This is a genomic window from Isoptericola sediminis (assembly GCF_013085345.1).
GTDB classification, from domain to species: Bacteria; Actinomycetota; Actinomycetes; order Actinomycetales; family Cellulomonadaceae; genus Isoptericola; species Isoptericola sediminis.
The window spans coordinates 52,343-79,228 of sequence record NZ_JABFAJ010000010.1; the positions used below are offsets into that span (position 1 = coordinate 52,343).

24 protein-coding genes and 1 pseudogene are annotated in these 26,886 nt (G+C 74.3%); 11 read left to right on the forward strand and 14 right to left on the reverse strand.

Annotated features, from left to right (window positions below; all coding sequences use genetic code 11):
* The first annotated feature begins 60 nt into the window (after positions 1–60).
* Positions 61–822, forward strand: a complete 762-nt coding sequence (locus HLI28_RS05450; protein ID WP_171246497.1) for an alpha/beta hydrolase family protein — start codon at positions 61–63, stop codon at positions 820–822.
* Between the two features lie 48 nt (positions 823–870).
* On the forward strand, positions 871–2,295 hold the full coding sequence (locus tag HLI28_RS05455; protein WP_343035676.1) for a TrkH family potassium uptake protein: 1,425 nt from the start codon (positions 871–873) through the stop codon (positions 2,293–2,295).
* Positions 2,296–2,312: 17 nt separating this feature from the next.
* Here the strand turns inward: HLI28_RS05455 and HLI28_RS05460 are convergent, their stop codons facing one another.
* The 3 genes from HLI28_RS05460 to HLI28_RS05470 all read right to left on the reverse strand — a co-directional run bounded on the left by HLI28_RS05460 (position 2,313) and on the right by HLI28_RS05470 (position 5,430).
* Positions 2,313–3,884, reverse strand: a complete 1,572-nt coding sequence (locus tag HLI28_RS05460) for a DUF7059 domain-containing protein (RefSeq protein WP_171246498.1) — start codon at positions 3,882–3,884, stop codon at positions 2,313–2,315.
* Entirely contained in the window at positions 3,881–4,426 is a 546-nt protein-coding gene (locus tag HLI28_RS05465) for a hypothetical protein (protein ID WP_171246499.1), read from the reverse strand. The genes HLI28_RS05460 and HLI28_RS05465 overlap by 4 nt, the downstream gene beginning before the upstream one ends.
* A 146-nt stretch (positions 4,427–4,572) precedes the next feature.
* The gene (locus HLI28_RS05470) at positions 4,573–5,430 is read right to left on the reverse strand and encodes a hypothetical protein (RefSeq protein WP_171246500.1); all 858 of its coding nucleotides are present in this window, start codon (positions 5,428–5,430) and stop codon (positions 4,573–4,575) included.
* A gap of 125 nt (positions 5,431–5,555) precedes the next feature.
* Between HLI28_RS05470 and HLI28_RS05475 the strand changes: the two genes are divergently transcribed.
* Entirely contained in the window at positions 5,556–6,077 is a 522-nt protein-coding gene (locus HLI28_RS05475; RefSeq protein ID WP_171246501.1) for a DinB family protein, read from the forward strand.
* Between the two features lie 82 nt (positions 6,078–6,159).
* On the opposite strand, the gene HLI28_RS05480 is transcribed toward HLI28_RS05475, so the two are convergent.
* The 3 genes from HLI28_RS05480 to HLI28_RS05490 all read right to left on the reverse strand — a co-directional run bounded on the left by HLI28_RS05480 (position 6,160) and on the right by HLI28_RS05490 (position 10,176).
* Complete coding sequence (locus HLI28_RS05480; RefSeq protein ID WP_171246502.1) at positions 6,160–6,948, reverse strand: nucleotidyl transferase AbiEii/AbiGii toxin family protein; 789 nt, start codon at positions 6,946–6,948, stop codon at positions 6,160–6,162.
* Positions 6,941–7,606, reverse strand: a complete 666-nt coding sequence (locus HLI28_RS05485) for a MerR family transcriptional regulator (protein ID WP_171246503.1) — start codon at positions 7,604–7,606, stop codon at positions 6,941–6,943. The genes HLI28_RS05480 and HLI28_RS05485 overlap by 8 nt, the downstream gene beginning before the upstream one ends.
* A 272-nt stretch (positions 7,607–7,878) precedes the next feature.
* Complete coding sequence (locus HLI28_RS05490; RefSeq protein WP_171246504.1) at positions 7,879–10,176, reverse strand: sodium-translocating pyrophosphatase; 2,298 nt, start codon at positions 10,174–10,176, stop codon at positions 7,879–7,881.
* 204 nt (positions 10,177–10,380) lie between these two features.
* Here HLI28_RS05490 and HLI28_RS05495 point away from each other — a divergent pair, with 204 nt between their 5' ends.
* The 4 genes from HLI28_RS05495 to HLI28_RS05510 are packed head-to-tail and all read left to right on the forward strand — an operon-like array spanning position 10,381 to position 14,661.
* The gene (locus HLI28_RS05495) at positions 10,381–12,105 is read left to right on the forward strand and encodes a carbon starvation CstA family protein (RefSeq protein ID WP_171246505.1); all 1,725 of its coding nucleotides are present in this window, start codon (positions 10,381–10,383) and stop codon (positions 12,103–12,105) included.
* A 1-nt stretch (position 12,106) separates the two neighbouring features.
* Positions 12,107–12,364, forward strand: coding sequence for a cory-CC-star protein (locus HLI28_RS05500; RefSeq protein ID WP_171246506.1), 258 nt, complete (start codon positions 12,107–12,109; stop codon positions 12,362–12,364).
* Positions 12,355–13,320 carry a TRC40/GET3/ArsA family transport-energizing ATPase gene (locus HLI28_RS05505; RefSeq protein WP_171246507.1) on the forward strand — a complete coding sequence of 322 codons (966 nt, stop codon included), beginning with the start codon at positions 12,355–12,357 and terminating at the stop codon, positions 13,318–13,320. The genes HLI28_RS05500 and HLI28_RS05505 overlap by 10 nt, the downstream gene beginning before the upstream one ends.
* A gap of 33 nt (positions 13,321–13,353) precedes the next feature.
* Complete coding sequence (locus tag HLI28_RS05510; RefSeq protein WP_171246508.1) at positions 13,354–14,661, forward strand: M18 family aminopeptidase; 1,308 nt, start codon at positions 13,354–13,356, stop codon at positions 14,659–14,661.
* 19 nt (positions 14,662–14,680) lie between these two features.
* Here HLI28_RS05510 and HLI28_RS15745 read toward each other — a convergent pair whose 3' ends face one another.
* Positions 14,681–15,481, reverse strand: a complete 801-nt coding sequence (locus tag HLI28_RS15745) for a transglycosylase family protein (RefSeq protein ID WP_216077406.1) — start codon at positions 15,479–15,481, stop codon at positions 14,681–14,683.
* Between the two features lie 146 nt (positions 15,482–15,627).
* Between HLI28_RS15745 and HLI28_RS05520 the strand changes: the two genes are divergently transcribed.
* Entirely contained in the window at positions 15,628–18,186 is a 2,559-nt protein-coding gene (locus HLI28_RS05520; protein WP_343035677.1) for a DEAD/DEAH box helicase, read from the forward strand.
* Between the two features lie 19 nt (positions 18,187–18,205).
* Complete coding sequence (locus tag HLI28_RS05525; RefSeq protein ID WP_171246509.1) at positions 18,206–19,075, forward strand: HpcH/HpaI aldolase/citrate lyase family protein; 870 nt, start codon at positions 18,206–18,208, stop codon at positions 19,073–19,075.
* A 60-nt stretch (positions 19,076–19,135) separates the two neighbouring features.
* Here the strand turns inward: HLI28_RS05525 and HLI28_RS05530 are convergent.
* The 7 genes and pseudogenes from HLI28_RS05530 to HLI28_RS05560 all read right to left on the reverse strand — a co-directional run.
* Positions 19,136–19,474, reverse strand: a pseudogene (locus HLI28_RS05530) (Rv3654c family TadE-like protein); the annotation flags it as partial.
* On the reverse strand, positions 19,471–19,788 hold the full coding sequence (locus HLI28_RS05535; RefSeq protein WP_343035678.1) for a TadE family type IV pilus minor pilin: 318 nt from the start codon (positions 19,786–19,788) through the stop codon (positions 19,471–19,473). The gene HLI28_RS05535 and the pseudogene HLI28_RS05530, both read right to left, overlap by 4 nt.
* A gap of 29 nt (positions 19,789–19,817) precedes the next feature.
* Positions 19,818–20,066 (reverse strand): DUF4244 domain-containing protein, encoded by a 249-nt coding sequence (locus HLI28_RS15910; RefSeq protein ID WP_171246511.1) that lies wholly within the window; start codon positions 20,064–20,066, stop codon positions 19,818–19,820.
* Between the two features lie 106 nt (positions 20,067–20,172).
* Entirely contained in the window at positions 20,173–20,784 is a 612-nt protein-coding gene (locus tag HLI28_RS05545) for a type II secretion system F family protein (protein WP_343035679.1), read from the reverse strand.
* Complete coding sequence (locus HLI28_RS05550; RefSeq protein ID WP_343035680.1) at positions 20,781–21,428, reverse strand: hypothetical protein; 648 nt, start codon at positions 21,426–21,428, stop codon at positions 20,781–20,783. The genes HLI28_RS05545 and HLI28_RS05550 overlap by 4 nt, the downstream gene beginning before the upstream one ends.
* Complete coding sequence (locus tag HLI28_RS05555; RefSeq protein ID WP_171246513.1) at positions 21,425–22,591, reverse strand: TadA family conjugal transfer-associated ATPase; 1,167 nt, start codon at positions 22,589–22,591, stop codon at positions 21,425–21,427. The genes HLI28_RS05550 and HLI28_RS05555 overlap by 4 nt, the downstream gene beginning before the upstream one ends.
* A complete protein-coding gene (locus tag HLI28_RS05560) occupies positions 22,588–23,370 on the reverse strand; it encodes a CpaE-like family protein (protein ID WP_171246514.1) in 783 nt (260 codons plus the stop codon). Before HLI28_RS05560 ends, HLI28_RS05555 begins: the two co-directional genes overlap by 4 nt.
* Before the next feature lie 139 nt (positions 23,371–23,509).
* Between HLI28_RS05560 and HLI28_RS05565 the strand changes: the two genes are divergently transcribed.
* Positions 23,510–24,340 (forward strand): HAD family hydrolase, encoded by an 831-nt coding sequence (locus tag HLI28_RS05565; protein WP_171246515.1) that lies wholly within the window; start codon positions 23,510–23,512, stop codon positions 24,338–24,340.
* Between the two features lie 444 nt (positions 24,341–24,784).
* Positions 24,785–26,782 (forward strand): acetate--CoA ligase, encoded by a 1,998-nt coding sequence (acs, locus tag HLI28_RS05570; protein ID WP_343035681.1) that lies wholly within the window; start codon positions 24,785–24,787, stop codon positions 26,780–26,782.
* The last annotated feature ends 104 nt before the right edge of the window (positions 26,783–26,886 follow it).

A 26,886-nucleotide genomic window follows, 5' to 3' on the forward strand; every position in this document is an offset into this window, starting at 1 on the left:
AGCCGCGGGCGACATAGGCTCCTGGGGCAATGGTGCCGCACGACGGCGGGAGGAGTCATCATGGCGGAGCGCGTGACGTTCGCGAGCAGCACCGGACCGATGCTGGCCGGCATCATCGACGAGCCGGAGGGGGAGGTGCGCGGCTGGGGCGTGTTCGTCCACGGCTTCACGCTCGGCAAGGACTCCCCGGCGGCAGCGCGCATCTCCAAGCAGCTCGCGGCCGAGGGCATCGGCATGCTGCGTTTCGACAACCTCGGTCTCGGCGACTCCGAGGGTGACTGGGGCGACGGCTCCTTCACGATCAAGGTCGCCGACGTCGTGCGCGCCGCCGAGTTCATGGCCGACCGGGGCACCCCGGTCGAGCTGCTCGTGGGCCACTCCTGGGGTGGCGCCGCCGCGATCGCCGCCGCGCCCGAGATCCCCGGCGTCCGGGCGGTGGCCTCCGTGTGCGCACCCTTCGACCCCAGCCACGCCGAGAACCACTACGACGACCTGGTCGACCAGGTGCTGGAGGAGGGCAACGCCGTCTGGCAGGTCGGCGGCAAGCGGCTCAACCTCAAGCGCGGCATGGTCGAGGACGTCCGGGACGCCGACCTGGAGCACCGCATCTCCGAGCTCGACACCCCGCTGATGATCATGCACTCGCCCACCGACCAGATCGTCGGCATCGAGAACGCGAGCAAGATCTTCGCCGCGGCCCGCCACCCACGCAGCTTCGTCTCCCTCGAGGGGTCCGACCACCTGCTCACGCGACCCGGTCAGGCGCAGCGCGCCGCCCGGATCATCAGCGCCTGGGCCAACCAGTACCTGCGCGAGGACTGACCACCGGACCGGTGCGGGGCGGGCCGGACGGTGCCACAGTTGTCCTTCGTGCAGTCACGCATCCTGCGGCTCCTGGCCGACCGCCGTCGTTCCCCCGCGGTCTCCCCGGCGAGCCTGCGCCGACGGCCCGCGCGAGTGGTCGCCGCCGGCTTCCTCGGTGCCATCGCCGCCGGCACCCTCCTGCTGAGCCTGCCCGTCGCCGCGACGGGGCGGACCGCCTCGGTCGTCGAGGCGTTCTTCACCGCGACCTCGGCCGCCTGCGTGACGGGGCTCGTCGTCGTCGACACCGAGACCTTCTGGTCGCCGTTCGGGCAGGCCGTCATCCTCGTGCTCGTCCAGATCGGCGGCTTCGGCGTGATGACGGTGGCCAGCCTGCTCGGGCTGCTGCTGTCCCGGCGCATGGGGCTGCGCACCCGGCTCGTCGCCGCGGAGTCGACCCACACCATCGGGCTCGGCGAGGTCCGCCGCGTGATGATCGGCGCGCTGCAGTTCACCGTGATCGCCGAGGTGCTCGTGGCGACGGTCATCACGCTCCGGCTGCGCGTCGGCTACGGCGAGTCCGTCGCCCACGCCACCTGGTCCGGCCTGTTCCACTCCGTGTCGGCCTTCAACAACGCCGGGTTCTCGCTGTACGGCGACTCGCTGATGCGGTTCGTCACGGACCCCTGGGTCTGCCTGCCGATCAGCGCGGCGGTGATCATCGGCGGCATCGGTTTCCCGGTGCTCGTCGAGCTCACCCGGCGCACCACCTCCGGCGACCGCCCCGTGCTGCTGCTGCGCCGCCCCGGGCGCTGGAGCGTGCACACCCGCCTGACGCTGCTCATGACCGCCGTGCTGCTGGCCGTCGCCACCCTGTTCTTCCTGGCCGTCGAGTGGGCCAACCCGCGCACGTTCGGTCCGCTGGACGTCCCCGGCAAGATGCTGGCCGCCTTCACCCAGGCCGTCATGCCGCGCACGGCGGGGTTCAACAGCATCGACACCGAAGGCCTGAACCACGGGTCGTGGTTCTTCACCGACATCCTGATGTTCATCGGGGGCGGCAGCGGCGGCACCGCCGGCGGGGTGAAGGTCGGCACGCTGGCGGTGCTGGCCGTCGTCCTGTGGGCCGAGCTGCGCGGCGACCCCGACGTGACCGCCTTCGACCGGCGGCTCGCCCCCTTCACCCAGCGCCAGGCCGGGACCGTCGCGCTCGTCGCGATGGCCGCCGTCGTCGTCACGACCCTCGCCATCACCGTCACGGTGCCGCCGGAGGTGGTCCCGCTGGACCGCGTGCTGTTCGAGGTCGTCTCGGCGCTGAGCACCACCGGTCTGTCCACCGGCATCACCGGCGACCTGGAGCCGTGGCACCAGTGCCTGCTGGCCCTGCTGATGTTCCTGGGACGCCTCGGCCCCATCACGCTGGGCACCGGGCTCGCGCTGCGCGAGCGCCGACGGCTCTACCGGCGGCCCGAGTCCGCCGTCGTCATCGGCTGACCGGCCGTGGCGGCGGGTCAGCCGGCGGGGGCCGGGGCCAGGAACCCGTCGCGCACGAGGTCGCGCACGACGGGCAGCAGCTCGGCGGCGAGGTCGTCCGCCGGCACCTCGAGCAGGGCGCCGAGCGCGCCCAGGATCTGGCCGACGGTCAGCTCGCCGTCGCAGACACCGACGAAGGCCGCCAGGCCGGTGGACGCCTGGACACCGCGGCCGAGCCCGTCGCCCTGGCGCACGACCACCACGTTCGGGTCGCTCGCGCCCGGGGTGAGGTACCGCTCCTCGGTGACGTCGCCGGCCACGACGAGCCGCTCGGTGGCCAGCTCGGCGTCCGAGCGCACCGCCAGCCAGTCGTGCGCGGCCAACGACGCCGCGACGTGCCCGCCCAGCGGCTGCCGCAGCGCACCGTGGTGCTCCTCGAGGCGCCGCAACGTCGGGCGGTCGTCGGCGGCGGGCCGCCGGAGCGTGACGAGACCGAAGCCGACGCCCTCGACGTCCCGGGAGGCGAAGTCGTCCAGCCAGGCACCGTAGGCCGCGGCCCAGGCCTCGGGCTCCCGGTCCGGCGTCGTGCCGCCGTCGCGGATCCAGGTCTCGGCGTACTCGGCAGGGTCGAGCAGTTCCCGCTCGATCACCCAGCCGTCCAGACCGGACGCGTCGAGCCAGGCCCCGACCCGGTCGGTCCAGGGCTCGCCGCGACGGCGCTCCCAGTTGACGAGCATCTGGGCCACACCGCCCGGGGACAGCACCTCGCCGACGCCGGTGATCAGGTCGCGCACGAGGTCGTCGCCGGCCCGACCGCCGTCGCGGTACTCGAAGGCGCCCAACGTCTCCGAGACGACGGCACCGGCGGCGCCCGCGTGCGGGGTGATGACGAACGGCGGGTTGGACACCACCAGGTCGAAGCGGTCGTCCCGCACCGGGTCCAGCATCGAGCCGGCCCGCAGGTCGAGGTCGGCCCCGGGGGCGTTCAGCGCCGCGTTGAACCGCGTGAAACCCAGAGCGCGCTGCGAGACGTCGGTGGCCACCACCGCCTCGGCGTGCCGGGCCGCGTGCAGCGCCTGGATGCCGCACCCCGTCCCGAGGTCGAGCACGCGCGAGACCGGGGTGCGGACCGTCACCTGGGCGAGCGTCGTCGACGCCCCGCCCGCACCGAGCACGTGGTCGGCGGCCAGCCGACGTCCGGTCGCGAGCTCGCCGAGGTCGCTGGCCAGCCACCACTGCACGGGACCGCCCGCGTCCGTGGCGGCGTAGGGACGCAGATCGCAGAGGGCCCGCACCGCGTCCGCGGCCCCCGACCCCGCGGCCTCGACGAGACCCAGGGCCTGGGCGCCGGAGGTGCCGACGCCGGGCAGGGCCGCGTCGATCGCACCCCGCGTGACCTCCCGGCCGAGCAGGAACAGCCGGGCCAGCGCCGCCCGCGGGTCTTCCGCGTGCCGGGCGAGCACACGGTCCGCGGGGACGGTCTGCTCGCGGTGCAGCGCCGCGGCGGCCAGCGGGCCGAGCAGGTCCTCGACCCCGTCGACGGTGTAGTCCACCCGCTCCAGCGCCGACCGCAGCGCGGCCGGGTCGCCGGACGAGGACGGAACCGTCACCCGCGGCACCCGCCGTCGAGGTACTGGGTCACCTGGTCGTGGGCGACGGCCGCTCGGGCCGTGTCGGCCTCCGAGAAGGTCAGCGTCATCACGGAGGCGACCTCGTCGGCGTCGTCGGTGTCGACGTCGGCGAGCGCGTCGACGGCGCTGTCCAGGTAGCTGGTCATCCCCGGCCAGCCCTCGACGTCGGGTGCCTCGACCGACGAGATCGCCCGGTAGGCCTCCCGGAAGCCGGACACCAGCGCCCGGGGGTGCTGCTCGTCGATGCCGGCCAGGGCGCGGTTGGTGTCCGCCCAGACCTGCTGCAGCTCCAGGCACTCCTCGTCCACCGACGGGGAGGGCGCGGGGGACTCGTCGTCGCCGTCGTCGTCGCCGTTGCTCATCACGAGGTCGGAACCGATCGAGATGGCGGGCATGGGCTCGGCCGACGCCGACCCGTCCGACTCCTCGCCGCCGCTGCAGGCACCGGCGGCCAGCACGGTCGCGAGCGTCGCCGCGGCGGTGGCGGCGGCTCGGCGGGAACGTCGACGGGTGGTCAGCATCGACCCATGGTGACCCACGCCCGGGGCCGTGCGGAAATCGGGCGCGCCGCGCGTGGGCGCCGCGCGCGCGACCTTCCGGGCGTTCCCGGCAAGCCGGGCCGGACCCGGCGGACGACGATCAGACGGTGGCTTTGCCGTCCGGGACCTCACCCGTCCGTCGCCCCGCAGTCGGAGGCGAGATGCTTCGTGACCCGCTCCGACGCCGCCGCCATGGCGGCCGTGTCCAGCTCGGCCATCGCGCCCGCGACGGCCGCCTCGACGTCGGAGGACTCCGCCTCCTCCGCCGCGTCCGCCACGACGGTCACGTAGGTCGCGACGGTGGACCAGTCGGCGGCCACCTCGGCGGGAGGCGTCAGGCCCGTGAGAGCGTTGCGTGCCGCGACGAAGCCGGTGCGCAGCGACTTCGGCGACTCGAGGTCCATCTGCACCTGGGCGGCGGCGGCACGCGACCACGCGACCTGGGCCGCCGCACAGGTCTCGGGCGCGGTGGTCAGCAAGCTGGCGTTCGCCTCGGATCCTCCGCCCGGCCCGCTGACGGCGTCGAACCCGGCACCCGCGCCCACGCCGGCGATCAGCGCGGCGGCGGTGACGACGACCAGGGAGCTGCGTCGGGCGAACCGGCCGCCGGGACGGCTCCTGGCCAGCACGACCCCGCGTCGCCTCATCCCGGCGGCACGATGGGCCACCTTGTCCGCGGCGTCGCGACCTGCGTCGGCGGCCCGCTGCCGGCGGCCCCCGGACCCCTGAGCGGCCGCGTCGTCGCGCTTGCCGCGACCCCCGGCCCCGCCACGCTTCCCGCGCCGCGTGGCCTTGTCCCCTCCCGGGGAGGACGACGACGGCCCCGCTGCGGAGCGGCCACCCAGCACGTCGTCGAGGGCCGGCACGTCGGTGCCGACGGTCGCGGAGGCCCAGGGCGGGGCCACCGGGCCCTCCGGGCCGCCGTGCTGCCCCGCGTCGTCCCCGTCCGGATCGGGGACGTCGTGGTGCACGTCGGTCGGCCTCATGTCGGCGAACAGTACCGGGTGACCCCCGGGCACCGAGATCGAGTTGCCCGATCCTTGCCTTGGTGACCTTGACCTGGGACCCGGTTGACCGCCAGATTGTGCGAGTGACATCGACGACGACGGGCATGTGGGTAGCACCCGAGAAGGATCCGCGCGCCACCGGTATCGATCCGGTCGGCGAGAAGGAGACGCTCTGGGAGTACCTCTGCCGCTACCGGATGACCCTCGTGATGAAGTGCGAGGGGCTCGACGCCGACCAGCTGGCGCGGCGCAGCGTGTACCCCTCGTCGCTCTCCCTGCTGGGGCTCGTACGCCACCTGGCCAACGGGGAGCACCACTGGTTCTCCCGCGTGCTCGGCGGCTCGACGGCGGACGCCCCGTTCGAGCGGCCCGGCGTCGAGGACGTCGAGTTCGACGAGGCGGTCGGCACGCCGGAAGCCGTGGCGGAGGCCTGGGAGGCGTGGCACGCCGCGGTCGACGCGGCCGACGAGCTGATGATCGAGGAGGACCTCGACCGGGAGGTGCCGTTCGACGACGGCACCGTGGAGGTGCGTGACGTCGTGATCCACATGGTCGAGGAGTACGCGCGGCACATGGGTCACGCCGACCTGCTGCGCGAGTGCATCGACGGGCGCGTCGGGCTCTGACCTGCGAACACCGTCGTCACGGACATGCAGCGCATGCCTGTCGCCCTCCCTCCGGGGAGATGCGGCTGCTGGGAGCGTCCTGTCAGGTCGCCGGCGGGTCGGCGGCGAGGATGCGGAGCGCGGCCTGACCGTCGTTCCGGCGTGTCTCGGGAAGGAGGCGCCACTCACGGGCGCCGTCGGGGAGGGCTCGTGCCAGTGTCCGGACCCTCGAGCGGTCGGACCCCGTGAACCGTTCGCGCTCGACGAAGGGGTCCTCGATGCAGGCGAGGAGGAGCGCCGCGTCCTGGAGATGTCGTCCCGTGTCCCGGGAGTCGGTGCGGTAGGCGGCGGCCTTGAGGATCGTGGCGCCGATCGCCGACGGGACGCTGATCGTCGTCGACCCCTCGGTGCCGATGGTGAGGCGCGCGTCGACCGTCCGCCTCAGTGCCTGCGTCCCGCCCTCGATCGCCACCATGTCTCGGCCCCGCAACGGCCCCACGACACGAGGTGGAGCATGGTCGGCGATCAGGACGTCGACGACGTCGTCGCCTGCCGTGACGACGTCGACCGTGTCCGCGCTCCGCCGGAATCGGTGAGCCGTCGTGTTGCGCTCGTCGATGGATGTCACCAATCCGTAGCCGATCGACTCGAGGGCACGCGCTGTCTCCGCGACGACGCCAGGGGTGGTCTCGACATGCACGAGGATGTCGACGTCGTGCGTCGGGCGCACGATGCCGATCCCCTGATGCACACCGTGGAGCTGGGCCATCAGACCGCCGACGAGCGTCCACCGGTCACCCGGCAGGACCGCGGCGAGCTCGGCGACGTTGCACCACGGTGGACCCCACCCACCGGGCGGGCTGGGGATGTCGAGCAGCGGACGATCAGGCACGGTACTCCCCCAACGCTCGCTCCAACGCGTCGCGCCCGGCACTGCGCTCCCGCACGTCGAGGGACTCCGCCAGGTCGACGGCGGCCAGCAGAGGACCTCGGTCGGCGAGCCGGCGGACCACGTCGAGCCTCATGGCCGTGGCCCGCAGCGTGACAAGTCCGTCGTCGTCCCGGGCAAGTCCGTACCGACCGACGAGGCCACCGAGAGCCGACTCCGCGACATAGCCGTCGACGGCATCGGAGGACGCCAGCCCGAGGCGCAGCTCGGCCTCTCGCTTGTGCACCACCTCGTGCTGGAGGTGACGCAGGGCGCTGGAGTGCGCGGCGTACCGGAAGACCTGAGCTCTGCCCCGCGATCGCTCGACCAACTCGTCCACGGAGATCTCGCGAAGACGCTTCGCCAACCGTGACCGCTGGCTCACGCCCAGCCAGTCCGGCTGGTCGCCCTCCAGCAGCGAGATCGCCGCCCATGCCGTGGAGCTCGACCACGCGCGCGTGTGCGAGTCGATGCGCACGGCCAGGTGCCTCTCGACGGAGGTCGCATCGACGAGGCCGCGCGCGACCTTCCGCAGCTCGCCGCGCGTCGCCAGGTTCTGGACCTGCCGCACCGAGACGCCGAGCCTCTCAGCGGCCTCCGAGACCGCCATGAACCCGCCCATGACAGAAAGTTTCGCCTTCGCGAATATTTCTGTCAACGCTCGGGCGTCGGCGGCACCGGCGATTCCCGTCGGCCGGCCACGGGGTTCTGCTCGATGGTCGTCGCCCCCTTCACGGGCGTCGACGCACCGAACGATGCGGTCGGGACGCCGGCACGTGTCACCGTCGGGCAGACGACCTCTGGTCTCCTCCGCCTCTGCGAGGTACCCGAGACGCCGACGCTGCCGGCCGCAGGACCGAAGCCTTGCGACCGGCAGCGTCGGCGCACGAATCGTCAGCGGGACGAGACCGGTGCCGGCTTCTCCTCGACGTCCGAGGTCTCGCCGTCGACGCGGGCTGCCCGCAGCCGCGACAGCACGACCGCACCCATGGCGATGGCGGCCGCCACGCAGGCGATGGCGATGCGCAGCGTGTGGTTCGCGTCCTCACCGGCCGACAGCATGACCACCGCCGGGGCGATGAGCAGCGACACGAGGTTCATCACCTTGATCAGCGGGTTGATCGCCGGTCCGGCGGTGTCCTTGAACGGGTCCCCGACGGTGTCACCGATGACGGTCGCGGCGTGCGCCTCGGACCCCTTGCCGCCGTAGGCACCGTCCTCGACGATCTTCTTCGCGTTGTCCCAGGCACCACCCGAGTTCGCCAGGAAGATCGCCATGAGCACGCCGGCGCCGATGGTGCCCGCCAGGAACCCGGCCAGCGGACCGACGCCGAGCCCGAACCCGACCGCGATCGGGGCGAACGCGGCCAGCAGGCCGGGGGTGGCCAGCTCACGCAGGGAGTCCTTCGTGCAGATGTCCACGACGCGGCCGTACTCGGGGCGCTCCTCGTAGGTCATGATGCCCGGGTGCTCGCGGAACTGGCGGCGCACCTCGTACACGATCGCACCGGCCGCCCGCGTCACCGCGTCGATGGCCAGCCCGGAGAACAGGAACACGGTGGCCGCACCGAGGATGACGCCCACGAGGGTCACCGGGGAGATGATCTCGTAGCTGAGCATCGAGGCCACGAGTCCGTCGGTGGCCACGACCACGCCGCCGAGCGCCGTCTCCACCGCGTCGGCGTACGAGCCGAACAGGGCCGTCGCGGCGAGCACGGCGGTCGCGATGGCGATGCCCTTGGTGATGGCCTTGGTGGTGTTGCCGACGGCGTCCAGGTCGGTCAGCGTCTGCGCACCCTGCTCGTCGACGTCGCCGGACATCTCGGCGATGCCCTGGGCGTTGTCGCTGACGGGCCCGAAGGTGTCCATCGCGACGATGACGCCGACCGTGGTGAGCAGACCGCAGCCCGCGAGCGCCACGAGGAACAGCGACAGCCAGATCGACCCGCCCGCCAGCAGGAACACGCCGCAGATCGCGGCGGCGATGATGCCGGCGGTGTACACCGCGGACTCGAAGCCGACGCCGATGCCGGAGAGGATCACCGTGGCCGCCCCGGTGCGGGAGGTCGCGGCCACGTGCGCGGTCGGCTTGGAGTCCGTGCCGGTGAAGTACCCGGTGATCCACAGGATGACGCCGGCCAGGACGATGCCCACGAGCACGGCCAGCGAGGCGACCACGCGCGGGTCGGAGGTGACGCCGGCGAGGTCGGCCGTGCCGCCCATCCCCTCGAAGCTGTCCGGCAGGTAGACGAAGGCCGCCACGGCGGCCAGGGCCGCCCCGACGACGGCGGAGATGTAGAAGCCCCGGTTGATGGCAGTGAGCCCGGACTCGTCACCGCGGACGCGGGTGATGAGGACGCCCAGCAGGGCGACGAACGCGCCGATCGCGGTCACGACGAGCGGGAAGACGAGGCCCTGCTCCCCCATCACGGCCTTGCCGAGGATGAGCGCGGCCACCAGGGTCACGGCGTAGGACTCGAAGAGGTCGGCGGCCATGCCGGCGCAGTCGCCGACGTTGTCCCCCACGTTGTCGGCGATGGTCGCGGCGTTGCGCGGGTCGTCCTCCGGGATCCCCTGCTCGACCTTGCCGACCAGGTCCGCGCCGACGTCGGCCGCCTTGGTGAAGATGCCGCCGCCGACCCGCATGAACATCGCCAGCAGCGCGGCGCCGAAGCCGAAGCCCTCGAGCACCGCGGGCGCATCGCCCCGGTAGACGAGGACCACCCCCGCCGCACCGAGCAGGCCGAGCCCGACGACGGACATCCCGACGACGCCACCGGTGCGGAACGCGATCCGGGCGCCGAGCGCACGGCCCCCGGGCAGGGCGGCGGCCGCGGCGACGCGCACGTTGGCGCGCACCGCCAGCCACATGCCCAGGTAGCCGATCGCGGCGGAGAAGCCCGCGCCGACGAGGAACGCGACCGAACGGCCGATGCGCACCCCGCCGTCCCCGGGCAGCAGGAACAGCAGCGCGAACACGACGACGGCGAAGATGGCCAGCGTGCGGAACTGCCGGTTCAGGTAGGCCGATGCGCCCTCCTGGACACCGCGCGCGATGTCCTGCATGGCGGCGGTCCCCTCGTCGGCCGCGAGGACCTGGCGGCGCAGCGTTCCTGCGCAGACCAGCGCTGCCAGGGCGATCACCGCGATGACTGCGACGATCGTCAGACTGTCGGACCCGAGTGTGAGCATCCGTCCTCCTCGACGTTCTGCCACGCCCCGCCCGGTCGCCGGTGACCGCACGGGAAGCCTGTGAGAGCCCGTCGTCGCCGTTGACGACGGGATGCGCGCGAGTCTACTCATCTGTGATGCCTGTCACGAAATGGTGGGTGACCGGGGCACCGTCCGGCCATAGGATCCGGCCACGACGTCAATGACGACTGATCGGAGCCACACGTGAACTCCCTTGTGCTGATGGTGGTGGGCCTCGCCATGGTCCTCGCCGGGTACTTCCTCTACTCGAAGTTCCTGGCCCGCCACATCTACCGCCTCGACGAGAACTTCCGGACGCCGTCCCACGAGATGCGGGACGGCGTCGACTACGTCCCGACGAACAAGTTCGTCCTGTGGGGCCACCACTTCACCTCGGTGGCCGGCGCGGCACCCATCGTCGGACCCGCGGTCGCGGTGATCTGGGGCTGGCTGCCCGCGTTCCTGTGGGTGACCCTCGGGACCGTGTTCTTCGCCGGCATGCACGACCTCGGCGCCCTGTGGGCCTCGGTCCGCAACAAGGGCCGCTCGATGGGGATGCTGTCCGGCCGCTACATCGGCTCGCGGGGGCGGGCGCTCTTCCTCGTGGTCATCTTCCTGCTGCTGCTCATGGTGATCGCCGCCTTCGCGACGGTCATCAAGAACCTGCTCATCTCCACGCCGACCTCGGTGATCCCGGTCTGGGGCGCCATCGCCGTGGCCGCGATCATCGGCCAGATGATCTACCGCTGGAAGATCAACCTGCCGGTCACCACCCTGATCGGCGTGACCGCCCTGTACGGGCTCATCCTGCTGGGCGACCGCTTCCCCGTCGTGCTGCCCGACTCCGTGCTGGGCATGTCCCCGGCGACGTTCTGGATCGTGGCGCTGTTCCTGTACGCCGGGATCGCCTCGCTGCTGCCCGTGTGGGTGCTGCTGCAGCCGCGCGACTACATCAACGGCGTCCAGCTGTTCATCGGCCTCGGCATCCTGTACCTGTCGGTGCTGCTCGCCAGCCCCGCCGTCGTCGCCCCCGCCGTCAACCAGAACGTGCCCGAGGGCACGCCGAGCATGGTGCCGCTGCTGTTCGTGACGATCGCCTGCGGCGCCATCTCCGGGTTCCACGGCATGGTCGCCTCCGGCACCTCCGCCAAGCAGCTGGACAAGGAGACCGACGCCCGGTTCGTGGGCTACTTCGGCGCGGTCGGCGAGGGCCTGCTGGCGCTCGGCGCGATCATCGCCGCCACCGCCGGCTTCCGGACGCTGGCCGACTGGGAGGCCGTCTACTCGGCGTTCAACGAGGGCGGCGTCTCCGCGTTCATCGACGGCGGAGCGTCGATCGTCAACACCGGCCTGGGCATCCCCGTGTCGCTGTCGGCGACCATCCTGGCCACGATGGCGGTGCTGTTCGCCGCGACGACCATGGACACCGGCGTGCGGCTGCAGCGCTTCGTGGTCCAGGAGGCCGGCGAGGTCATGGGTGTGACGGTCCGCAAGGGGCTGGCCACGATCGTCGTGCTCGTCGTCGCGGTCGGTCTGACCTTCAGCGCGGGCGGCGACGGCGCGGGCGGCCTGCTCATCTGGCCGCTGTTCGGCACGACCAACCAGCTGCTGGCCTCCCTGACCCTGTCGATCGTGGCCGTGATGCTGCTGCGCCGGAAGCGCAACCCCGTGGTCGTGCTGGTCCCGCTCGTGTTCGTCCTGGCGATGAGCGTGTACGCGCTGATCGTGCAGCTCGGCACGTTCTACGCCGACCAGAACTGGTTCCTGCTGGGGCTCGACGTGGTGATCCTCGTGGCCTCGGCCTGGGTCGCGGTCGAGGCCACGGCTGCGATGGTCGCCGCCCGCCGCGGCGAGTTCGACCCGGAGACCGACGAACCGGTGGCCGCCGGGCAGTCCGCCGGGACCACCGCCACCACGCGGGACTCCTGACGTGGCCGGCACCCTGAGCGCCCTGTCCGCCGGGCTGCGGGAGTTCTACGAGGCGCCCTACCGGCGCACCCTCTCCCGTGCCCGGCGCGACGAGGACGACCTGTTCACGATCGTCGTCCTCGCCGAGGCGCTCGGGGTGCCGAACCCCGCCACGTACTACACCGTCGAGCTGCTGCCGCTGCTGGCCGACCGCGTGCACGAGTGGCACACGCGGCTCGGGATGGACCGTTCCCCGCTGGAGGGAGTCTCGTGCTGCTAGACCTCGCCGCACGGCGGCAGGTGCTGTTCCTCGGCGGCAAGGGCGGCGTCGGCAAGACCTCCGTCGCCTCCGCCGTCGCCCTGCACCAGGCGCGCCAGGGCCGCCGCGTGCTCGTGGTCTCCACCGACCCGGCGCACAACCTCGGCCACCTCTGGCTCCGCGAGGTGGGCGACGAGGTCGTGCGGCTCGCCGACGGGGGAGGGTCCGGCGGGTACCTCGACGGCGTGGAGGTCGACCCCGAGCGGACGACGGCGGCGCACCTGACGGCGGTCCGGGCCACGCTCCGGCGGCTGGTGCCCGAGCACCTCGGCGGCGAGGTGGACCGCCACCTCGACCTCGCCCGGGACGCCCCCGGGATGCACGAGGCGGCGGTGCTCGAACGCGTCGCCGACCTCGTGGAACAGGGGACGCAGGAGTACGACCTCGTCGTCTTCGACACCGCGCCGTCGGGGCACACCACCCGGCTGCTGTCGCTGCCGGAGACGATGGGCGCGTGGACCGACGGGCTGCTGCGACGCCGCGAGCGCTCCGAGCGCTTCGGCGCCGCGGCCCAGATGCTGGGCGGGCGCGCCGAGCAGGCCGCCCGGCGGGACGCCGAGATCCGCGCGGTGCTCACCCGTCGCCAGGAACGGTTCGCGCTGCTGCGCGAGGTGCTCACCGACCCCGCCCGGTGCGCGTTCGTCGTCGTGCTCGCGGCCGAGCGGCTGCCCGTGCTGGAGTCGGTCGAGCTGGTCGGCACCCTGGAGGGCATCGGCGTGCCCGTCGGCGGGCTCGTGGTGAACAAGAGGTCCCCGGCCGACGCCGGGGAGCTGCTGGCCGCCCGCCGCGCCGGCGAGGAGGCGCACCTGGACACGCTGGGCGAGCACCTGGGACACCTGCCGCGCGACGAGGTGCCGCTGCTGGGCGACGACCTCGTCGGCGCGAGCGCGCTGACCACCCTCGCCGGCCACCTCTGAGCCGGCGTCCGCCACCGTGGCAGGATGCGGACCATGCAGGACACCACTCGCACCGTCCCCGACGCCGCCCGCGTACACGCCGAGGACCTCGGCCGGTTCGTCAGCGCGTCCCCGTCCTCGTACCACGCGGCCGCCGAGACGGCCCGCCGCGCGCAGGAGGCCGGGTTCACCCGCCTGACCGAGACCGACGTCTGGGAGGTCACGCCCGGCGGCCGCTACGTCGTCGTGCGGGACGGGTCCGCGATCGCGTTCGTCGTCCCGCCGACGGCGGACCCGACGACGCCGTTCAGCATCCTCGGCACGCACACCGACTCCCCCGGGTTCAAGCTCAAGCCGAAGCCGACCACGGGTCGCGGCGGGTGGGTGCAGGCCGGTGTCGAGGTGTACGGCGGCCCCCTGCTGAACTCGTGGCTGGACCGCGAGCTCGAGCTGGCAGGACGCGTCGTGACCCGCGACGGCGCCGAGCACCTGGTCCGCACCGGGCCGTTCGCGCGCATCCCGCAGCTCGCGATCCACCTGGACCGCAGCGTCAACGACGGCCTCACCCTGGACAAGCAGCGCCACACCCAGCCCGTGCTGGGGCTGGGCGAGGTCAGCGAGCACGACGTCCTCGGCGAGCTCGCCGGCCGCGTCGAGGGCGGCGCCGTGGACCCGGCCGACGTCCTCGGGTACGACGTGGTCGTCGCCGACACCCAGGAGCCGCGGGCGTTCGGGGCCCGCGGCGACCTGTGGGCCTCCGGTCGCCTGGACAACCTGCTCTCGACGCACGCGGCCCTGACCGCCCTGCTCGCGGCGGAGCCGGACGCCCTCACCGGGGTGGCCGTCGTCGCCGCCTTCGACCACGAGGAGATCGGGTCGGAGTCCCGCTCCGGCGCGGCCGGCCCCTTCCTCGCCGACGTGCTGGACCGCGTCTCCCGGTCGCTCGGTGCGAGCGGCGAGGACCGCCACCGCGCGCTCGCGGCGTCGCTGTGCATCTCCTCCGACGTCGGTCACGCCGTGCACCCCAACTACCCCGAGCGGCACGACCCGGCGAACCAGCCGGTCGCCGGCGGCGGCCCGATCCTGAAGATCAACGCCAACCAGCGCTACACGACCGACGCCCACGGGGCCGCGACCTGGCAGGCCGCGTGCGACGCGGCCGAGGTGCCGACCCAGGAGTTCGTGTCCAACAACACGATCCCGTGCGGCTCGACCATCGGCCCCATCACGGCGACGCGCCTCGGGATCCGCGTCGTCGACGTCGGCGTGCCGATCCTGTCGATGCACTCGGCCCGCGAGCTGACCGCCGTCGTCGACCCCTGGTACCTGATGCGGGCGATGGGCGCGGTGCTGGTGCGCTGACCCGGCCCGGGCGGGTGGCTCAGCGCAGCCCGAGCTTGCTCGTGCAGTGCGGCCACTGCCCCCAGCCGGCCCGCCGCTGGAGGATCTGCGCGCGCTTCGTCTGCTCCTGCGCGCCGTGGTAGTGCGGCAGTCCCGAGCCGCCGACGGCGCGCCAGGTGCTGGACGAGAACTGGTACATCCCGTAGTACCCGTTGCCGGTGTTCAGGCGCACCCGGCCACCGGACTCGCAGTGTGCGAGCTCGCCCCACACGTCGCGCTTCGTGAAGCGTCCCTCGCGCACCCAGCCGGTGCGCCCGCCGGGCAGCTTCACCTTGATCCGGTCCACGTCGCGCTGCGTCGTGCGGGCGCGCTTGACGACCCGGGTCCCGAGGTCGGCATAGGTGATCGTGCGCGACGTCGTGCGGATGTGCTTCGTCACGCGCAAGCGCTTGGTCGTGTAGGTCCGGCCGGTGATGTCGCGCAGCGGGACGGACGTGACCCGCTTCTTGCCGACCCAGCCGACCCGGCCGTCGGGGAGGCGTACCTTGAGCCGCTTCGGGTACCGGTCGAGCACGACGAGCCGGGTGCCGTCGTCGGGGCGCGCGATCGTCCGGCTGCTCGGGCTGCGCTTCACCGTCGTGCGGGCACGGTCGGCCTTGACCCAGCGGTACGTCGTCGTGGTGGCGGTCGGCACGGGGCCGACGGCGGCGGGCGCCGCGGTGGCGGTGGACGGCGCCGCGGCGGCCGAGGCGGCCGTCGCCGGGAGGCCGGCGACGGGGACGAGGGCGACTGCGGTCGCCGCGGCCACGGTCGCGCCGAGCCGCCGGAGGGGTGTGGTCATGGCGACCAGGAAACGATGATCACGATCTGATAACAGCCCCGCGCCGTGTTCCTTCACACAACCCTCGCCGCCACCACGCACCCGTGCTCGGGCGAACCGGACGCCTCCGCACAGACCGGCCAGGCCGCGGGTGCCACACTGTCGGCGTGCCGTCCCGCGACCCTGCCGCCGTCCCCGGGGAGAACCATCCCCTGGTGGACGTGCTGACCGCGCACGGCGCCCGGGCCGACCGCCTGACGCACCTGCGCACCCTCCCGGCGCGCAGCGGGGAGCACGCCGACTGGCCCGCGTGGGCCGACCCCGACCTCGTCGCCGGGTGCCGCGCGCTCGGGGTCGAGCGGCCCTGGACCCATCAGGTCACCGCGGCCGAGGCCACCTGGCGCGGCGAGCACGTGGCGCTGGCCACCTCGACCGGCTCGGGCAAGTCCCTCGCGTTCTGGCTGCCCGCCCTGACCGCCGTCCGCGACGCCCGGCGGGCCGCGACGCCCGACGCCGGACGGATCGAGACACGGCACCGGGGCGCCACCGCGCTGTACCTGTCACCCACCAAGGCCCTCGCCGCGGACCAGCTCTCCGGTCTGACGGGGCTGCTCGACGCCGCCGGCATCCGCGACGTGCGCACCGCCACCTGCGACGGCGACACCTCGACCGAGGAGCGGCGCTGGGTCGTCGACCACGCCGACGTCGTCCTGACCAATCCCGACTTCCTGCACTTCGCGCTGCTGCCCCAGCACCGCCGGTGGACGCGGCTGCTGCGAGGACTGCGGTACGTCGTCGTCGACGAGGGGCACACCTACCGCGGCGTCTTCGGCGCGCACGTCGCGCTCGTGCTGCGACGCCTGGCCCGGCTGGTCGAGCACCTCGGCGGCACGGCCCCGACCGTCGTCGTCGCCAGCGCGACGACCGCGGACCCGGCGGTCAGCGCCGCCCGGCTGATCGGCGTCGACCCGGACCAGGTCACGGCCGTCACCCGCGACTCCTCGCCGTCGGGGCGGCGCACCGTGGCGCTGTGGCGCCCGCCCGAGATCACCGGACCCGCCGTGGAGCGGGTCGGCGCCGACGGCCTCGACCCGGCGGCGGACCCGTGGGCGCTGCCCGACCCCCTGGACCGGGAGGCGCACGAGACCGACGCCGTCCTGACCCCCTCGGGCGAGGCCGAGCACCCGCGCCGGTCCGCCACCGCCGAGGTGGCGGACCTCCTGGCCGACCTCGCCGCGCACGGTGCCCGGACCCTGGCGTTCACGCGGTCACGGCGCGGTGCGGAGTCCGTGGCGCAGCAGACCCGCGACCACCTGCGCCCGGTCTCCACCGAGCTGGCCGGCCGGATCGCCGCCTACCGTGGCGGCTACCTGCCCGAGGAGCGCCGCGAGCTGGAGCAGGCCCTGCGCTCGGGAGCGCTGCTCGGCCTGGCGACCACCAACGCCCTCGAGCTCGGGGTGGACATCTCGGGTCTCGACGCCGTGCTCGTCGCCGGCTGGCCCGGGACCCGGATGTCGCTGTGGCAGCAGGCCGGACGCGCCGGACGGGCCGGCGCCGACGGGCTGGTGGCCTTCGTCGCGCGCGAGGACCCGCTGGACACCTACCTCGTCACGCACCCCGAGGCCGTGTTCGACGCGCCCCTGGAAGCCTGCGTGTTCGACCCCGCCAACCCGTACGTGCTCGCTCCCCAGCTCTGCGCGGCGGCGCAGGAGCTGCCGCTGCGCAGCGAGGGCCTGGCCCGGTTCGGCGACCCGGCCCTGGTCCGCGAGATCCTCGACGTGCTCGTGGCCCGCGGGGCGCTGCGGCGCCGCCCCTCCGGCTGGTACTGGACGCACGCCCGGCCCGCCGCCGACCTGGCCGACCTGCGCGGCAGCGGCGGCCGTCCGGTGCGGGTGGTCGAGGCCTCGACGGGTCGGCTGCTCGGGACGGTCGACGCCGCGTCCGCCGACGGTCAGGTGCACGACGGCGCCGTCTACGTGCACCAGGGCGTGACGTTCGTCGTCGACCACCTGGACCTCGCCGAGCACGTGGCGCTCGTCGCGCGCCGGGACGTCGACCACGCCACCTGGTCGCGCGAGCTGATGGAGATCAGCCTGGCCGAGCCCGGCGACGCCGAGCACCCCGCACCCGAGGGCGCACCACCCGCCCGCGGTCGCGCGTGGGGACCCGTGACCTGGGGTCTCGGCCCCGTGGAGGTCACCAGCCAGGTCGTCAGCTTCCAGCGCCGGCGCGTCCCGGACATGCAGGTCCTGGACACCGAGGCCCTGGACCTGCCGGCGCGCACGCTGGGCACGACGGCCGTGTGGTGGTCGGTGCCGGACTTCGTGCTGCGTGCGGCAGGGGTGGACGAGGAGACGGCACCCGGCGCGCTGCACGCCGCCGAGCACGCCGCGATCGGCCTGCTGCCGCTGCTGGCGACGTGCGACCGCTGGGACCTCGGCGGCGTCTCCACCGCCCGGCACCCCGACACCGGCGAGGCGACCGTGTTCGTCTACGACGCCTACCCGGGCGGTGCGGGGTTCGCCGAACGCGGGTACGAGCTCGGGGCGCAGTGGCTGCGGGCCGTCCGGGAGGCCGTGGCCGCCTGCCCCTGCGCCGACGGCTGCCCGGCCTGCGTGCAGTCCCCGAAGTGCGGCAACGAGAACTCCCCGCTCGACAAGACGGGGGCCGTGCGACTGCTCGACGCCGTGCTGTCCCACGCCCCGGCGGGCGCCCCGACGTCGTAAGACCCCCTACGATCGAGGCGTGACCCCCGAGGACGAACTCACCGCACGCCGTGACCGGCGCGAGAACACCCGTGTCGACCCGGCGAACGCCCGCTCGTGGCTGCTGCTGTCCGCGCTGCGCGCCGACGACTTCGACGCCGCGCAGCTGTCCCGGGCGGACCAGCTCGTGCTGGACTGCGAGGACGCCGTCGACGAGTCGCGCAAGGACGAGGCCCGCCGCCTCGTGCTGGACTGGTTCCGCACCGGCGGACGCGCCTGGGTGCGGGTCAACGAGCGCGGTGCGGCCGCCTGGGCCGACGACATGACCGCCTTCCGCGACGCCGAGGGCCTGTGCGGCGTGATCCTCGCCAAGTGCGAGAGCCCCGACCAGGTCGTCGACACCGTCCAGCGGCTGGGCGGACACGTCCCGGTCATCCCGCTGGTGGAGTCCGCCCTGGGGATCGAGGACGCCGTCGGCATCGCCCGCGCCCCCGGCGCGTTCCGGCTCGCCTTCGGCTCCGGGGACTACCGCCGCGACACCGGCGCGGCGAACGAGCCGCTGGCGATGGCCTACCCCCGGTCGCGCCTCGTGACCGCCTCCCGCATCGGCGAGCTGCCAGGACCGATCGACGGCCCGACCGTCGGGTCCAGCCACCCGCTCCTGCGCGAGCAGTCCGGCGACGCCGTGGCGATGGGCATGACCGGACGCATCTGCCTCGACCTGGAGCAGCCGGCGGTCATCAACGAGGTCCTGTCCCCGGCACCGGCGGACGTCGCCTGGGCCCAGGACTTCCTGGCGGAGTTCGAGGCCGCCGGCTCGGTGATCCGCGACGGGTCGGACAAGCCGCGCCTGGCCCGCGCCCGCCTGATCTCGGAGCGCGCGCGACTCTTCCGGGTCGAACCCTCCTGACCCACGCGGTCCGGCACCCTGCCGGCGCGCTCGCCGCGGCGCCCCGGCGGGTCCGGCCCGGGCGCTCGCCGTGGCGGCGCCGAGACCGAACCGGGAGCCGGGACCGCTGACGGGCCGCCGGACGACCACTTCCACGACGCCGCCGTCGTGCTGCTCGCAGCGGGCGAGCCGGGCGCCGTGGTGCACCACGGTCCGGCGGGCCACCGGGCAGGCGTCGTACCCCCACCGGCGCGCCTCGGCACCGGCGAGCGCCCCGAGGTCGGCGGCCGTCCGCGCTCCCGCCCGAGCCTGCTGCGTCTCCACCAGGGCCAGCAGCCCGGTCAGGCACAGCAGCACGACGGCGACCAGACCCAGGACCAGCACCGTGCCGGCGCCGCGCTCGCGGTCGACGGCCGTCACGGCTCGACCCAAGCGACGGCCCCGCCGGTCGCCTCCAGCGGGATCCCGGCCAGGACGCCCCCGGCCACCGGACGCGTGACCACGACCCGCACCCAGTCGCCCTCGGGAATCACCGTCACCTCGGCCCCGGCGCCGCCGACGCGCGCCACGGCAGCACGGACGGCAGTCTCGTCCTCCCCGACGGCGACCATCCGCGCGCCCGCCCGCGCCGCGTCCGCCGCACGCAGCTGTGCGGCGGACGCGGCCACGAGGGTGAGCACCGCGACCAGCAGCAGCGCCACGACGGGAAGACCGACGGCCAGCTCGGCCGTCACCGCGCCACGCTCGGACCGGTCGCGCGGTCTCATACCGTCAACGCCGAGCTGATGATCGACTCGAGCATCCCGCGCACCGTGTCGCTCTGCAGCACGAGGATGAGGAGCCCGGCGAACCCGGCCGCCGCGATGGTCGCGATGGCGTACTCGGCGGTGGCCAGCCCCGCCTCCGGGTCGAGGTCGGGCGTCCCGGACGCAGCGGGCTCCGGCACCTCGGGCGCCGCGGTCTCGGGTACCGCGCTCTCGGGCGCCGCGAGCGGCGTCGTCTCGACGGTCATGTGTTCTCCTCTCGGTCGCGGGCGGCCGGCCACGGTGGCCGGCCGCCCGTCGGGACCCGGGCCGGACGGCCGGGGTCGGACCCGCCGGTGGCGGGGGTCGGTGCGCTCAGCCGGACACGAGGTCCACACCGAGCGAGAGCAGGACGGGCACGAGCCCGAGCAGGACGAACGCCGGCAGGAAGCACAGGCCCAGCGGGAGCACGAGCCGTACCGCCAGCCGACCCGCCGCCGAGCGGGCCGCGGCACGTCGGCGCTGGTTCAGCTCGGCCGCGGCGGCCCGCAACGACTCGCCCGGTGCGACGCCGTCGGTCCAGGCGCTGCGCAGCGCGTCCCGCAGCGGGGCGAGCCGGGCCGTGCCGGTACCGGGCCGCACCCCGCCGGAGGCCTCCCAGGCCACGTGCCAGTCGCCGCCGAGCCGCAGGGAGGCCGCCACGGCGCGCAGGGTCCGGCCGTCCCGACCAGCGACCGCGGACCCCACGGCCTCCAGCGCCCGGGGGACGCCGACGCCGCTGCGCACGGCCGTCGCGACGAGCTCGAGCAGCACGGCCACGTCGACCGGACCGCCGGGGTCGTCCGCGACGGGGCGGCCCGCGCGGTCGGGGCCGTGACTCCCCCGGCGGTCGGCACCGCGCCGGCGTGCGGCCCGCGGACCGACAGGCGTCCACCACCAGGGGGCGAGGCCGACGAGCACGCACCCGCCCACGACGACGGCGATCACGACGGACCTCCGGCGCGTCGTGCGGCACGGACGAGCCGGGCCGTCCACCACCGGCCGACGGCCAGCGCGATCCCGCCCGCGACGACCGCCGCGGTGCCGAACCCGCCGTCCGTGGCCGACCCCACCGGGTCGGCACCGAGCACCCCGCCGAGCAGCACGCCCAGCGCCGGCAACCAGACCAGCACGCGCGCGGTGGTCTGCGGGCCGGCCAGCGCCGCGTCCCGTTCCTCCGCGGCCTCGGCCTCGGCGACGAGCGCGTCCGCGACCGACTCCAGGACCTGTCCCAGCGGCGCGCCTACCTCCCTCGAGAGGCGTGCCCCGGCGATCACCGCCGCCGCCTGCCGGGGGTCGGTCACGACCTCGGCCAGGCGCTCGGTGACGGGCAGGCCGTCGACATCGGTGGACACGTCCAGCCCGCGCGCCCAGGCGGTGGCCGGGGCGGCCCCGGACCGCAGCAGGGCGACCACCCGGGCCAGGGCGACACGGACGTCGTCGGGAGCCCGGCCCCGTCCGCGGCGTCGAGGCGTTCGTCGGGGGGCGTCCGCCCCGCCCGCGCCCGGCAGGAGCCCGGCGGGCCGACGTCCGCCGGGAGCGGTCACGCACCAGACCGCACCGGCCACGCACAGGCCGGCCAGCACGCTCACGCCACCCACCTCCGCCGCAGCGCGTCCCACCCGTGGCCGGGGACCGGCTCGGCGACGTCGCCCGGACCCTGCCAGGTGGCGACCGGGACGACCTGCAGGTCGCCCTGGCCGTCGCGGTGCACGGTGGCGATCTGGGCCAGGTGGCGCACCCTGCGCCGGCGCTGCAGGTGCAGCACGACGTCGAGGGCGGCCGTGGCCTGCGCGGCGACGGCGGTGCGGGACATGCCGGCCAGCGCCGCGAGCGCCTCGAGGCGCGCCGGGACGTGCTCGGCGGCGTTGGCGTGCACGGTGGCCATCCCGCCGTCGTGCCCGGTGTTGAGGGCGAGCAGGAGCTCGCGCACCTCGGCCCCGCGGCACTCGCCCAGGACGATGCGGTCGGGACGCATGCGCAGCGCACCCCGCACGAGGTCGGCCAGCGTGATCTCGCCGACCCCCTCGACGTTGGGCCGCCGCGCCGCGAGCGCCACGACGTGGGGGTGGACCGGGGCCAGCTCACGGGCCTCCTCGACGGTGAGCAGGCGTTCGTCGTGGGGGACCAGGCCGAGCAGGGCGGCGAGCAGGGTCGTCTTCCCGGTGCCCGTGCCCCCGGTCACCAGCAGGTTCGCCCGTCCCCGCACGAGCCCGTGCAGCACCGGCACCCACGCGTCCGGCAGGGCGCCGCGCTCCGCGAGCGCCCGCAGGTCGTGGGTCGCCTGGCGCAGCACCCGCAGGGCGATCACCGCGCCCTCGGGGGCGACGGGCGCGACGGCGGCGTGCAGCCGGGTGCCGTCGGGCAGGCGGGCGTCGACGACAGGGCTGGCGTCGTCGAGACGCTGGCCGGCGACGGCGGCCATGCGGACCGCGAGCTCGCGCACGGCACCCGGGGACGCGAGCGCCAGGTCGGCACGCTCCAGGCCGTGGCCCCGGTCCAGCCAGACCTCCTCGGGCCCGTTGACCAGGACGTCCGTGACGCCGGGCGTCTCGAGGAGCGGTTGCAGCGGACCGGCGCCGACCAGCTCGGCCCGGGCCGCGCGGGTGAGGTCGGCCAGCGCGTCGGACCCGAGGACCCGGCCGGTGGACCGCAGCGCCGCGGCGACGTCAGCGGCATCGGGCGGCGTGGTACGGCCAGGACCGCCGAGCCGTGCCCGGACGTCGTGGAGGAGCCCGTCGTCGAGCGTCGTCACGCCGCCTCCCGTCGGGCAGCAGTGCCGGTCAGCGCGTCCACGAGCCGGTTCGCCGCGCGTCCGAGCGGCGCCCGGCGTCCCGTGCTCGGGCCGTGGCCGCGTTCCAGGCGGCCGGCGAGCCGCGGGTCCCAGCCGACGGTGGCGACCACCGGGTGGCCGAGCACCTCGCCGAGCCCGCGCTCGTCGACCCGGCCGTGCGCGGGCCGGCAGGCGACCGGGAGGACGTGCGGGGCACCGACGTCGTCCAGCTGTCGCAGCGTGGCCAGCGCTCCGGCGACGCCCCCGGTGCGCAGCGGGGTGACCAGGACGACGGCGTCCGCCGCGCCGACCAGCGTGGCCGCGGCCGCGGTGCAGACCCAGGGGCGGGGCAGGTCGAGCACGACCCGGTGCCCGGTGCGCAGGACGGCCGTCGTCGTGTCCAGCACGACGGCCTCGTCGGGTGCGGTGGCGTCGCGGTGCCCTCCGGACAGGACGGGGACCGCTCCCCACCGGGGCAGGGTGGCGACGAGGGCGTCACCGTCGACCGTGCCGCGGGCGCCGGCGAGGTCGCTCCAGCGGGCACCCGCGGCGTCGTCGATCCCGAGGTGCACGTCCAGACCGGCGCCCGGGACGTCCAGGTCGACCAGCGCGGTCGACCCCACCCGCCGCCTCAGGGCGCGGGCGAGCGCGGCCGCGAGCAGCGAGGTGCCGACCCCGCCGCAGGCTCCGAGGACCCCGACGAGACGTGCGGCGGCCGGCACGGGGGGCACGCCGTCCGTGGGGGTCGTGGGGAGGTCCATGGCGACCACCGTGCCGGGCCGGACCACCCCGTCGCGGGCCACGACGCCGCCGCCGGGGACGACGAGACCTGGGGGTGACGTCCCCGAACGCTCCCGCGGCCCTGCCGACCTCCTCCAGGACGGCGCTAGGCTCGCCCCCATGAGCACCTCGCCGCTGGAGCCGCAGCAGCAGGGGGGCGCCACGTCGACGGGCCGGCGGGTCGCCGCGTTCTTCGACCTGGACAAGACGATCATCGCCACGAGCTCCACCGCGGTGTTCTCCCCCTCGTTCCTCGCCGGCGGGCTCATCACGCGCGGCGACGTGCTGCGCAGCGCCTACGCGCACTTCCTCTACATGGCCGGCAGCGCGGATGCGGACCAGACCGAGCGGATGCGCCAGCACCTGTCGGATCTCGCCACCGGGTGGGACGTGGCCCGGGTGAAGCAGATCGTCGCCGAGACCGTGCACGAGCACGTCGACCCGTACGTCTACGCCGAGGCGGTGGAGCTCATCACCGAGCACCACGAGGCCGGGCACGACGTCGTCGTCGTCTCGGCGTCCGGCACCGAGCTGGTGGAGCCGATCGCCGCCATGCTCGGGGCGGACCACGTGGTCGCCACCCGGATGGCGGTCGCCGACGGCCGGTTCACCGGGGAGATCGACTTCTACGCCTACGGGGAGAACAAGGCGACGGCGATCCGGGACCTCGCGCGCAAGCGCGGCTACGACCTGGACCGCTGCTACGCCTACTCGGACTCGGTGACCGACGCGCCGATGCTGGCCGCGGTGGGGCACGGGCACGCGGTCAACCCCGACCGTGCGCTGCGCCGGATGGCCGCCGAGAACGGGTGGGAGATGCTGACCTTCACCCGCCCGGTGGCGCTGCGCCCGCGGGTGCGCCCGGTCCCGGTGCTGGCGGCGGTCGGGCTGCTCGGCGCGGTGGGCCTCACGTGGTGGTGGCGCCGTCGCCAGGGACGCGACCTCGCCTGACGCGGGCGCTTGCGGTGGACGTCCCCCGGGCGTTTGATGGACGGGTCAGGACGGCACGCGGGACCCACGCTCAGGAAGTCCACGTCGAGGACTCGTCGAACGGGCTGGACCCGGTACGGCGATCGAGGACAAGGCGCCTGCTACCCGTGTCCTGTCCGGCGTGAACGGCGTCCCGGCCACCGTGCCCGGGCGCCGTTCGCGTGGTGGGTCCGGGCCGTCGCCCGAACGGCACCCCACCCGGTCACGCACCGTCCGGGCGCGACCACGACCGCTCGGCGGACCAGGGCGACCGCTCGCGGAACGGCGCCGCCGAGCGGATTGCGGAGCACTCCTTACTTTCGGCGTCCCGGGCGTGATCCCGGTCACGGTGCGGGTCTAGACTCGCCTGTGATGCGGCCCGGAGAGGCACGCGGACGGACGGAACGCGACGACGCGGAGGAACCAGTGACCGACACCCAGTCCAGCAGCCCGAGCCTGGAGAACCTGCTCCACGAGACCCGCACCTTCCCCCCGAGCGGGGAGTTCGCCGCCCAGGCGAACGCCCAGCCGTCGCTCTACGAGGACGCCGCGGCCGACCGCCTCGAGTTCTGGGCACGCCAGGCCCGCGACCTCGTCACCTGGCGGACGCCCTTCACCGAGACCCTCGACTGGTCCGGTGCGCCGGTGGCCCGCTGGTTCGCGGACGGCACCCTCAACGCCGCCTACAACGCGGTCGACCGGCACGTCGAGGCCGGCCTCGGCGACCGGGTCGCGATCCACTTCGAGGGCGAGCCCGGCGACACCCGCACCGTCACCTACGCCGACATGCAGCGCGAGGTGTCCCGCGCGGCCAACGCCCTGGCCGCGCTCGGGGTCGAGTCCGGCGACCGCGTCGTCATCTACATGCCCATGCTCGTCGAGTCGGCCGTGGCCATGCTCGCCTGCGCCCGGATCGGCGCCGCGCACTCGGTCGTGTTCGGCGGGTTCAGCGCCGACGCCCTGCGCAGCCGCATCGCCGACGCCGAGGCCAAGGTCGTCATCACCGCCGACGGCGGCTACCGCCGCGGTGCACCCAGCCCCCTCAAGCCCGCGGTCGACGAGGCCCTGCGCGGCGAGGGCGCCGAGAGCGTCGAGCACGTGCTGGTGGTCCGCCGCACCGAGCAGGACGTCGACTGGACCGAGGGCCGGGACGTGTGGTGGCACGACGTCGTCGACACCGCCGACGACGTCCACGAGCCCACCTGGGTGGAGGCCGAGCACCCGCTCTTCATCCTGTACACCTCCGGGACCACCGGGAAGCCGAAGGGCATCCTGCACACCACCGGCGGGTACCTCACCCAGGCCGCCTACACGCACAAGAACGTCTTCGACCTCAAGCCGGAGAGCGACGTCTACTGGTGCTCGGCGGACATCGGCTGGGTCACCGGGCACACCTACATCGTCTACGGACCGATGCTCAACGGCGCCACCCAGGTGATGTACGAGGGCACCCCGGACACCCCGCACAAGGGCCGCTGGTGGGAGCTCGTCGAGAAGTACAAGGTCTCGCTGTTCTACACCGCCCCGACCGCGATCCGGGCCTGCATGAAGTGGGGCGAGGAGATCCCCGCCGGCTTCGACCTGTCCTCGCTGCGGCTCCTCGGCTCGGTCGGCGAACCGATCAACCCCGAGGCGTGGATGTGGTACCGCCGCGTCATCGGTGGTGACACCACCCCGATCGTGGACACCTGGTGGCAGACGGAGACGGGCGCCATCATGATCAGCCCGCTGCCCGGCGTCACCGCGACCAAGCCGGGTTCGGCCCAGGTCCCGCTGCCGGGCATCAGCGCCGACGTCGTCGACGACGAGGCGAAGCCGGTGCCCGACGGCGGAGGCGGCTACCTCGTGCTGTCCGAGCCGTGGCCGTCGATGCTGCGTGGCATCTGGGGCGACCTGCAGCGGTTCAAGGACACCTACTGGTCCCGGTTCCCCGGCCTGTACTTCGCCGGGGACGGCGCCAAGAAGGACGAGGACGGCGACATCTGGCTGCTCGGCCGCGTGGACGACGTCATGAACGTCTCCGGGCACCGGCTGTCCACGACCGAGATCGAGTCGGCCCTGGTGTCCAACGACCTCGTCGCCGAGGCCGCCGTCGTCGGGGCGTCCGACGAGATGTCCGGCCAGGCGGTGGTGGCGTTCGTCATCCTGCGCGGCGAGCACGCCGACGAGGCCTCGACCGACGAGGGGTCGGCGCGCATCGAGAAGACGCTGCGCGACCACGTGGCCAAGGAGATCGGCCCGATCGCCAAGCCCCGCAGGATCCTCGTCGTGCCCGAGCTGCCCAAGACCCGGTCCGGCAAGATCATGCGTCGCCTGCTGCGCGACGTCGCCGAGAACCGTGAGGTCGGCGACGCCACGACGCTGGCGGACTCGTCGGTGATGAACCTGATCCAGGCCGGCCTCGGCAAGCCCTCGGAGGACTGAGCCGCAGCGAGCTCGCGAGTGCAGGCTCCGTCCGACCAACAGGCCCTGAGGACTGAGCCGGAGCTTGCCACGACGGCGAGGTCGTACCGTCCGCGTCCCCGTCG

Excerpts from the sequence above, each read along its gene's own strand:
- HLI28_RS05450 (WP_171246497.1), top strand. The coding sequence starts at position 61 with ATGGCGGAGCGCGTGACGTTCGCGAGCAGCACCGGACCGATGCTGGCC.
- HLI28_RS05465 (WP_171246499.1), bottom strand. The coding sequence starts at position 4,426 with ATGCTGACCACCCGTCGACGTTCCCGCCGAGCCGCCGCCACCGCCGCG.
- HLI28_RS05470 (WP_171246500.1), bottom strand. The coding sequence starts at position 5,430 with ATGAGGCCGACCGACGTGCACCACGACGTCCCCGATCCGGACGGGGAC.
- HLI28_RS05475 (WP_171246501.1), top strand. The coding sequence starts at position 5,556 with ATGTGGGTAGCACCCGAGAAGGATCCGCGCGCCACCGGTATCGATCCG.
- HLI28_RS05485 (WP_171246503.1), bottom strand. The coding sequence starts at position 7,606 with ATGGGCGGGTTCATGGCGGTCTCGGAGGCCGCTGAGAGGCTCGGCGTC.
- HLI28_RS05490 (WP_171246504.1), bottom strand. The coding sequence starts at position 10,176 with ATGCTCACACTCGGGTCCGACAGTCTGACGATCGTCGCAGTCATCGCG.
- HLI28_RS05510 (WP_171246508.1), top strand. The coding sequence starts at position 13,354 with ATGCAGGACACCACTCGCACCGTCCCCGACGCCGCCCGCGTACACGCC.
- HLI28_RS15745 (WP_216077406.1), bottom strand. The coding sequence starts at position 15,481 with ATGACCACACCCCTCCGGCGGCTCGGCGCGACCGTGGCCGCGGCGACC.
- HLI28_RS15910 (WP_171246511.1), bottom strand. The coding sequence starts at position 20,066 with ATGACCGTCGAGACGACGCCGCTCGCGGCGCCCGAGAGCGCGGTACCC.
- HLI28_RS05560 (WP_171246514.1), bottom strand. The coding sequence starts at position 23,370 with ATGGACCTCCCCACGACCCCCACGGACGGCGTGCCCCCCGTGCCGGCC.
- HLI28_RS05565 (WP_171246515.1), top strand. The coding sequence starts at position 23,510 with ATGAGCACCTCGCCGCTGGAGCCGCAGCAGCAGGGGGGCGCCACGTCG.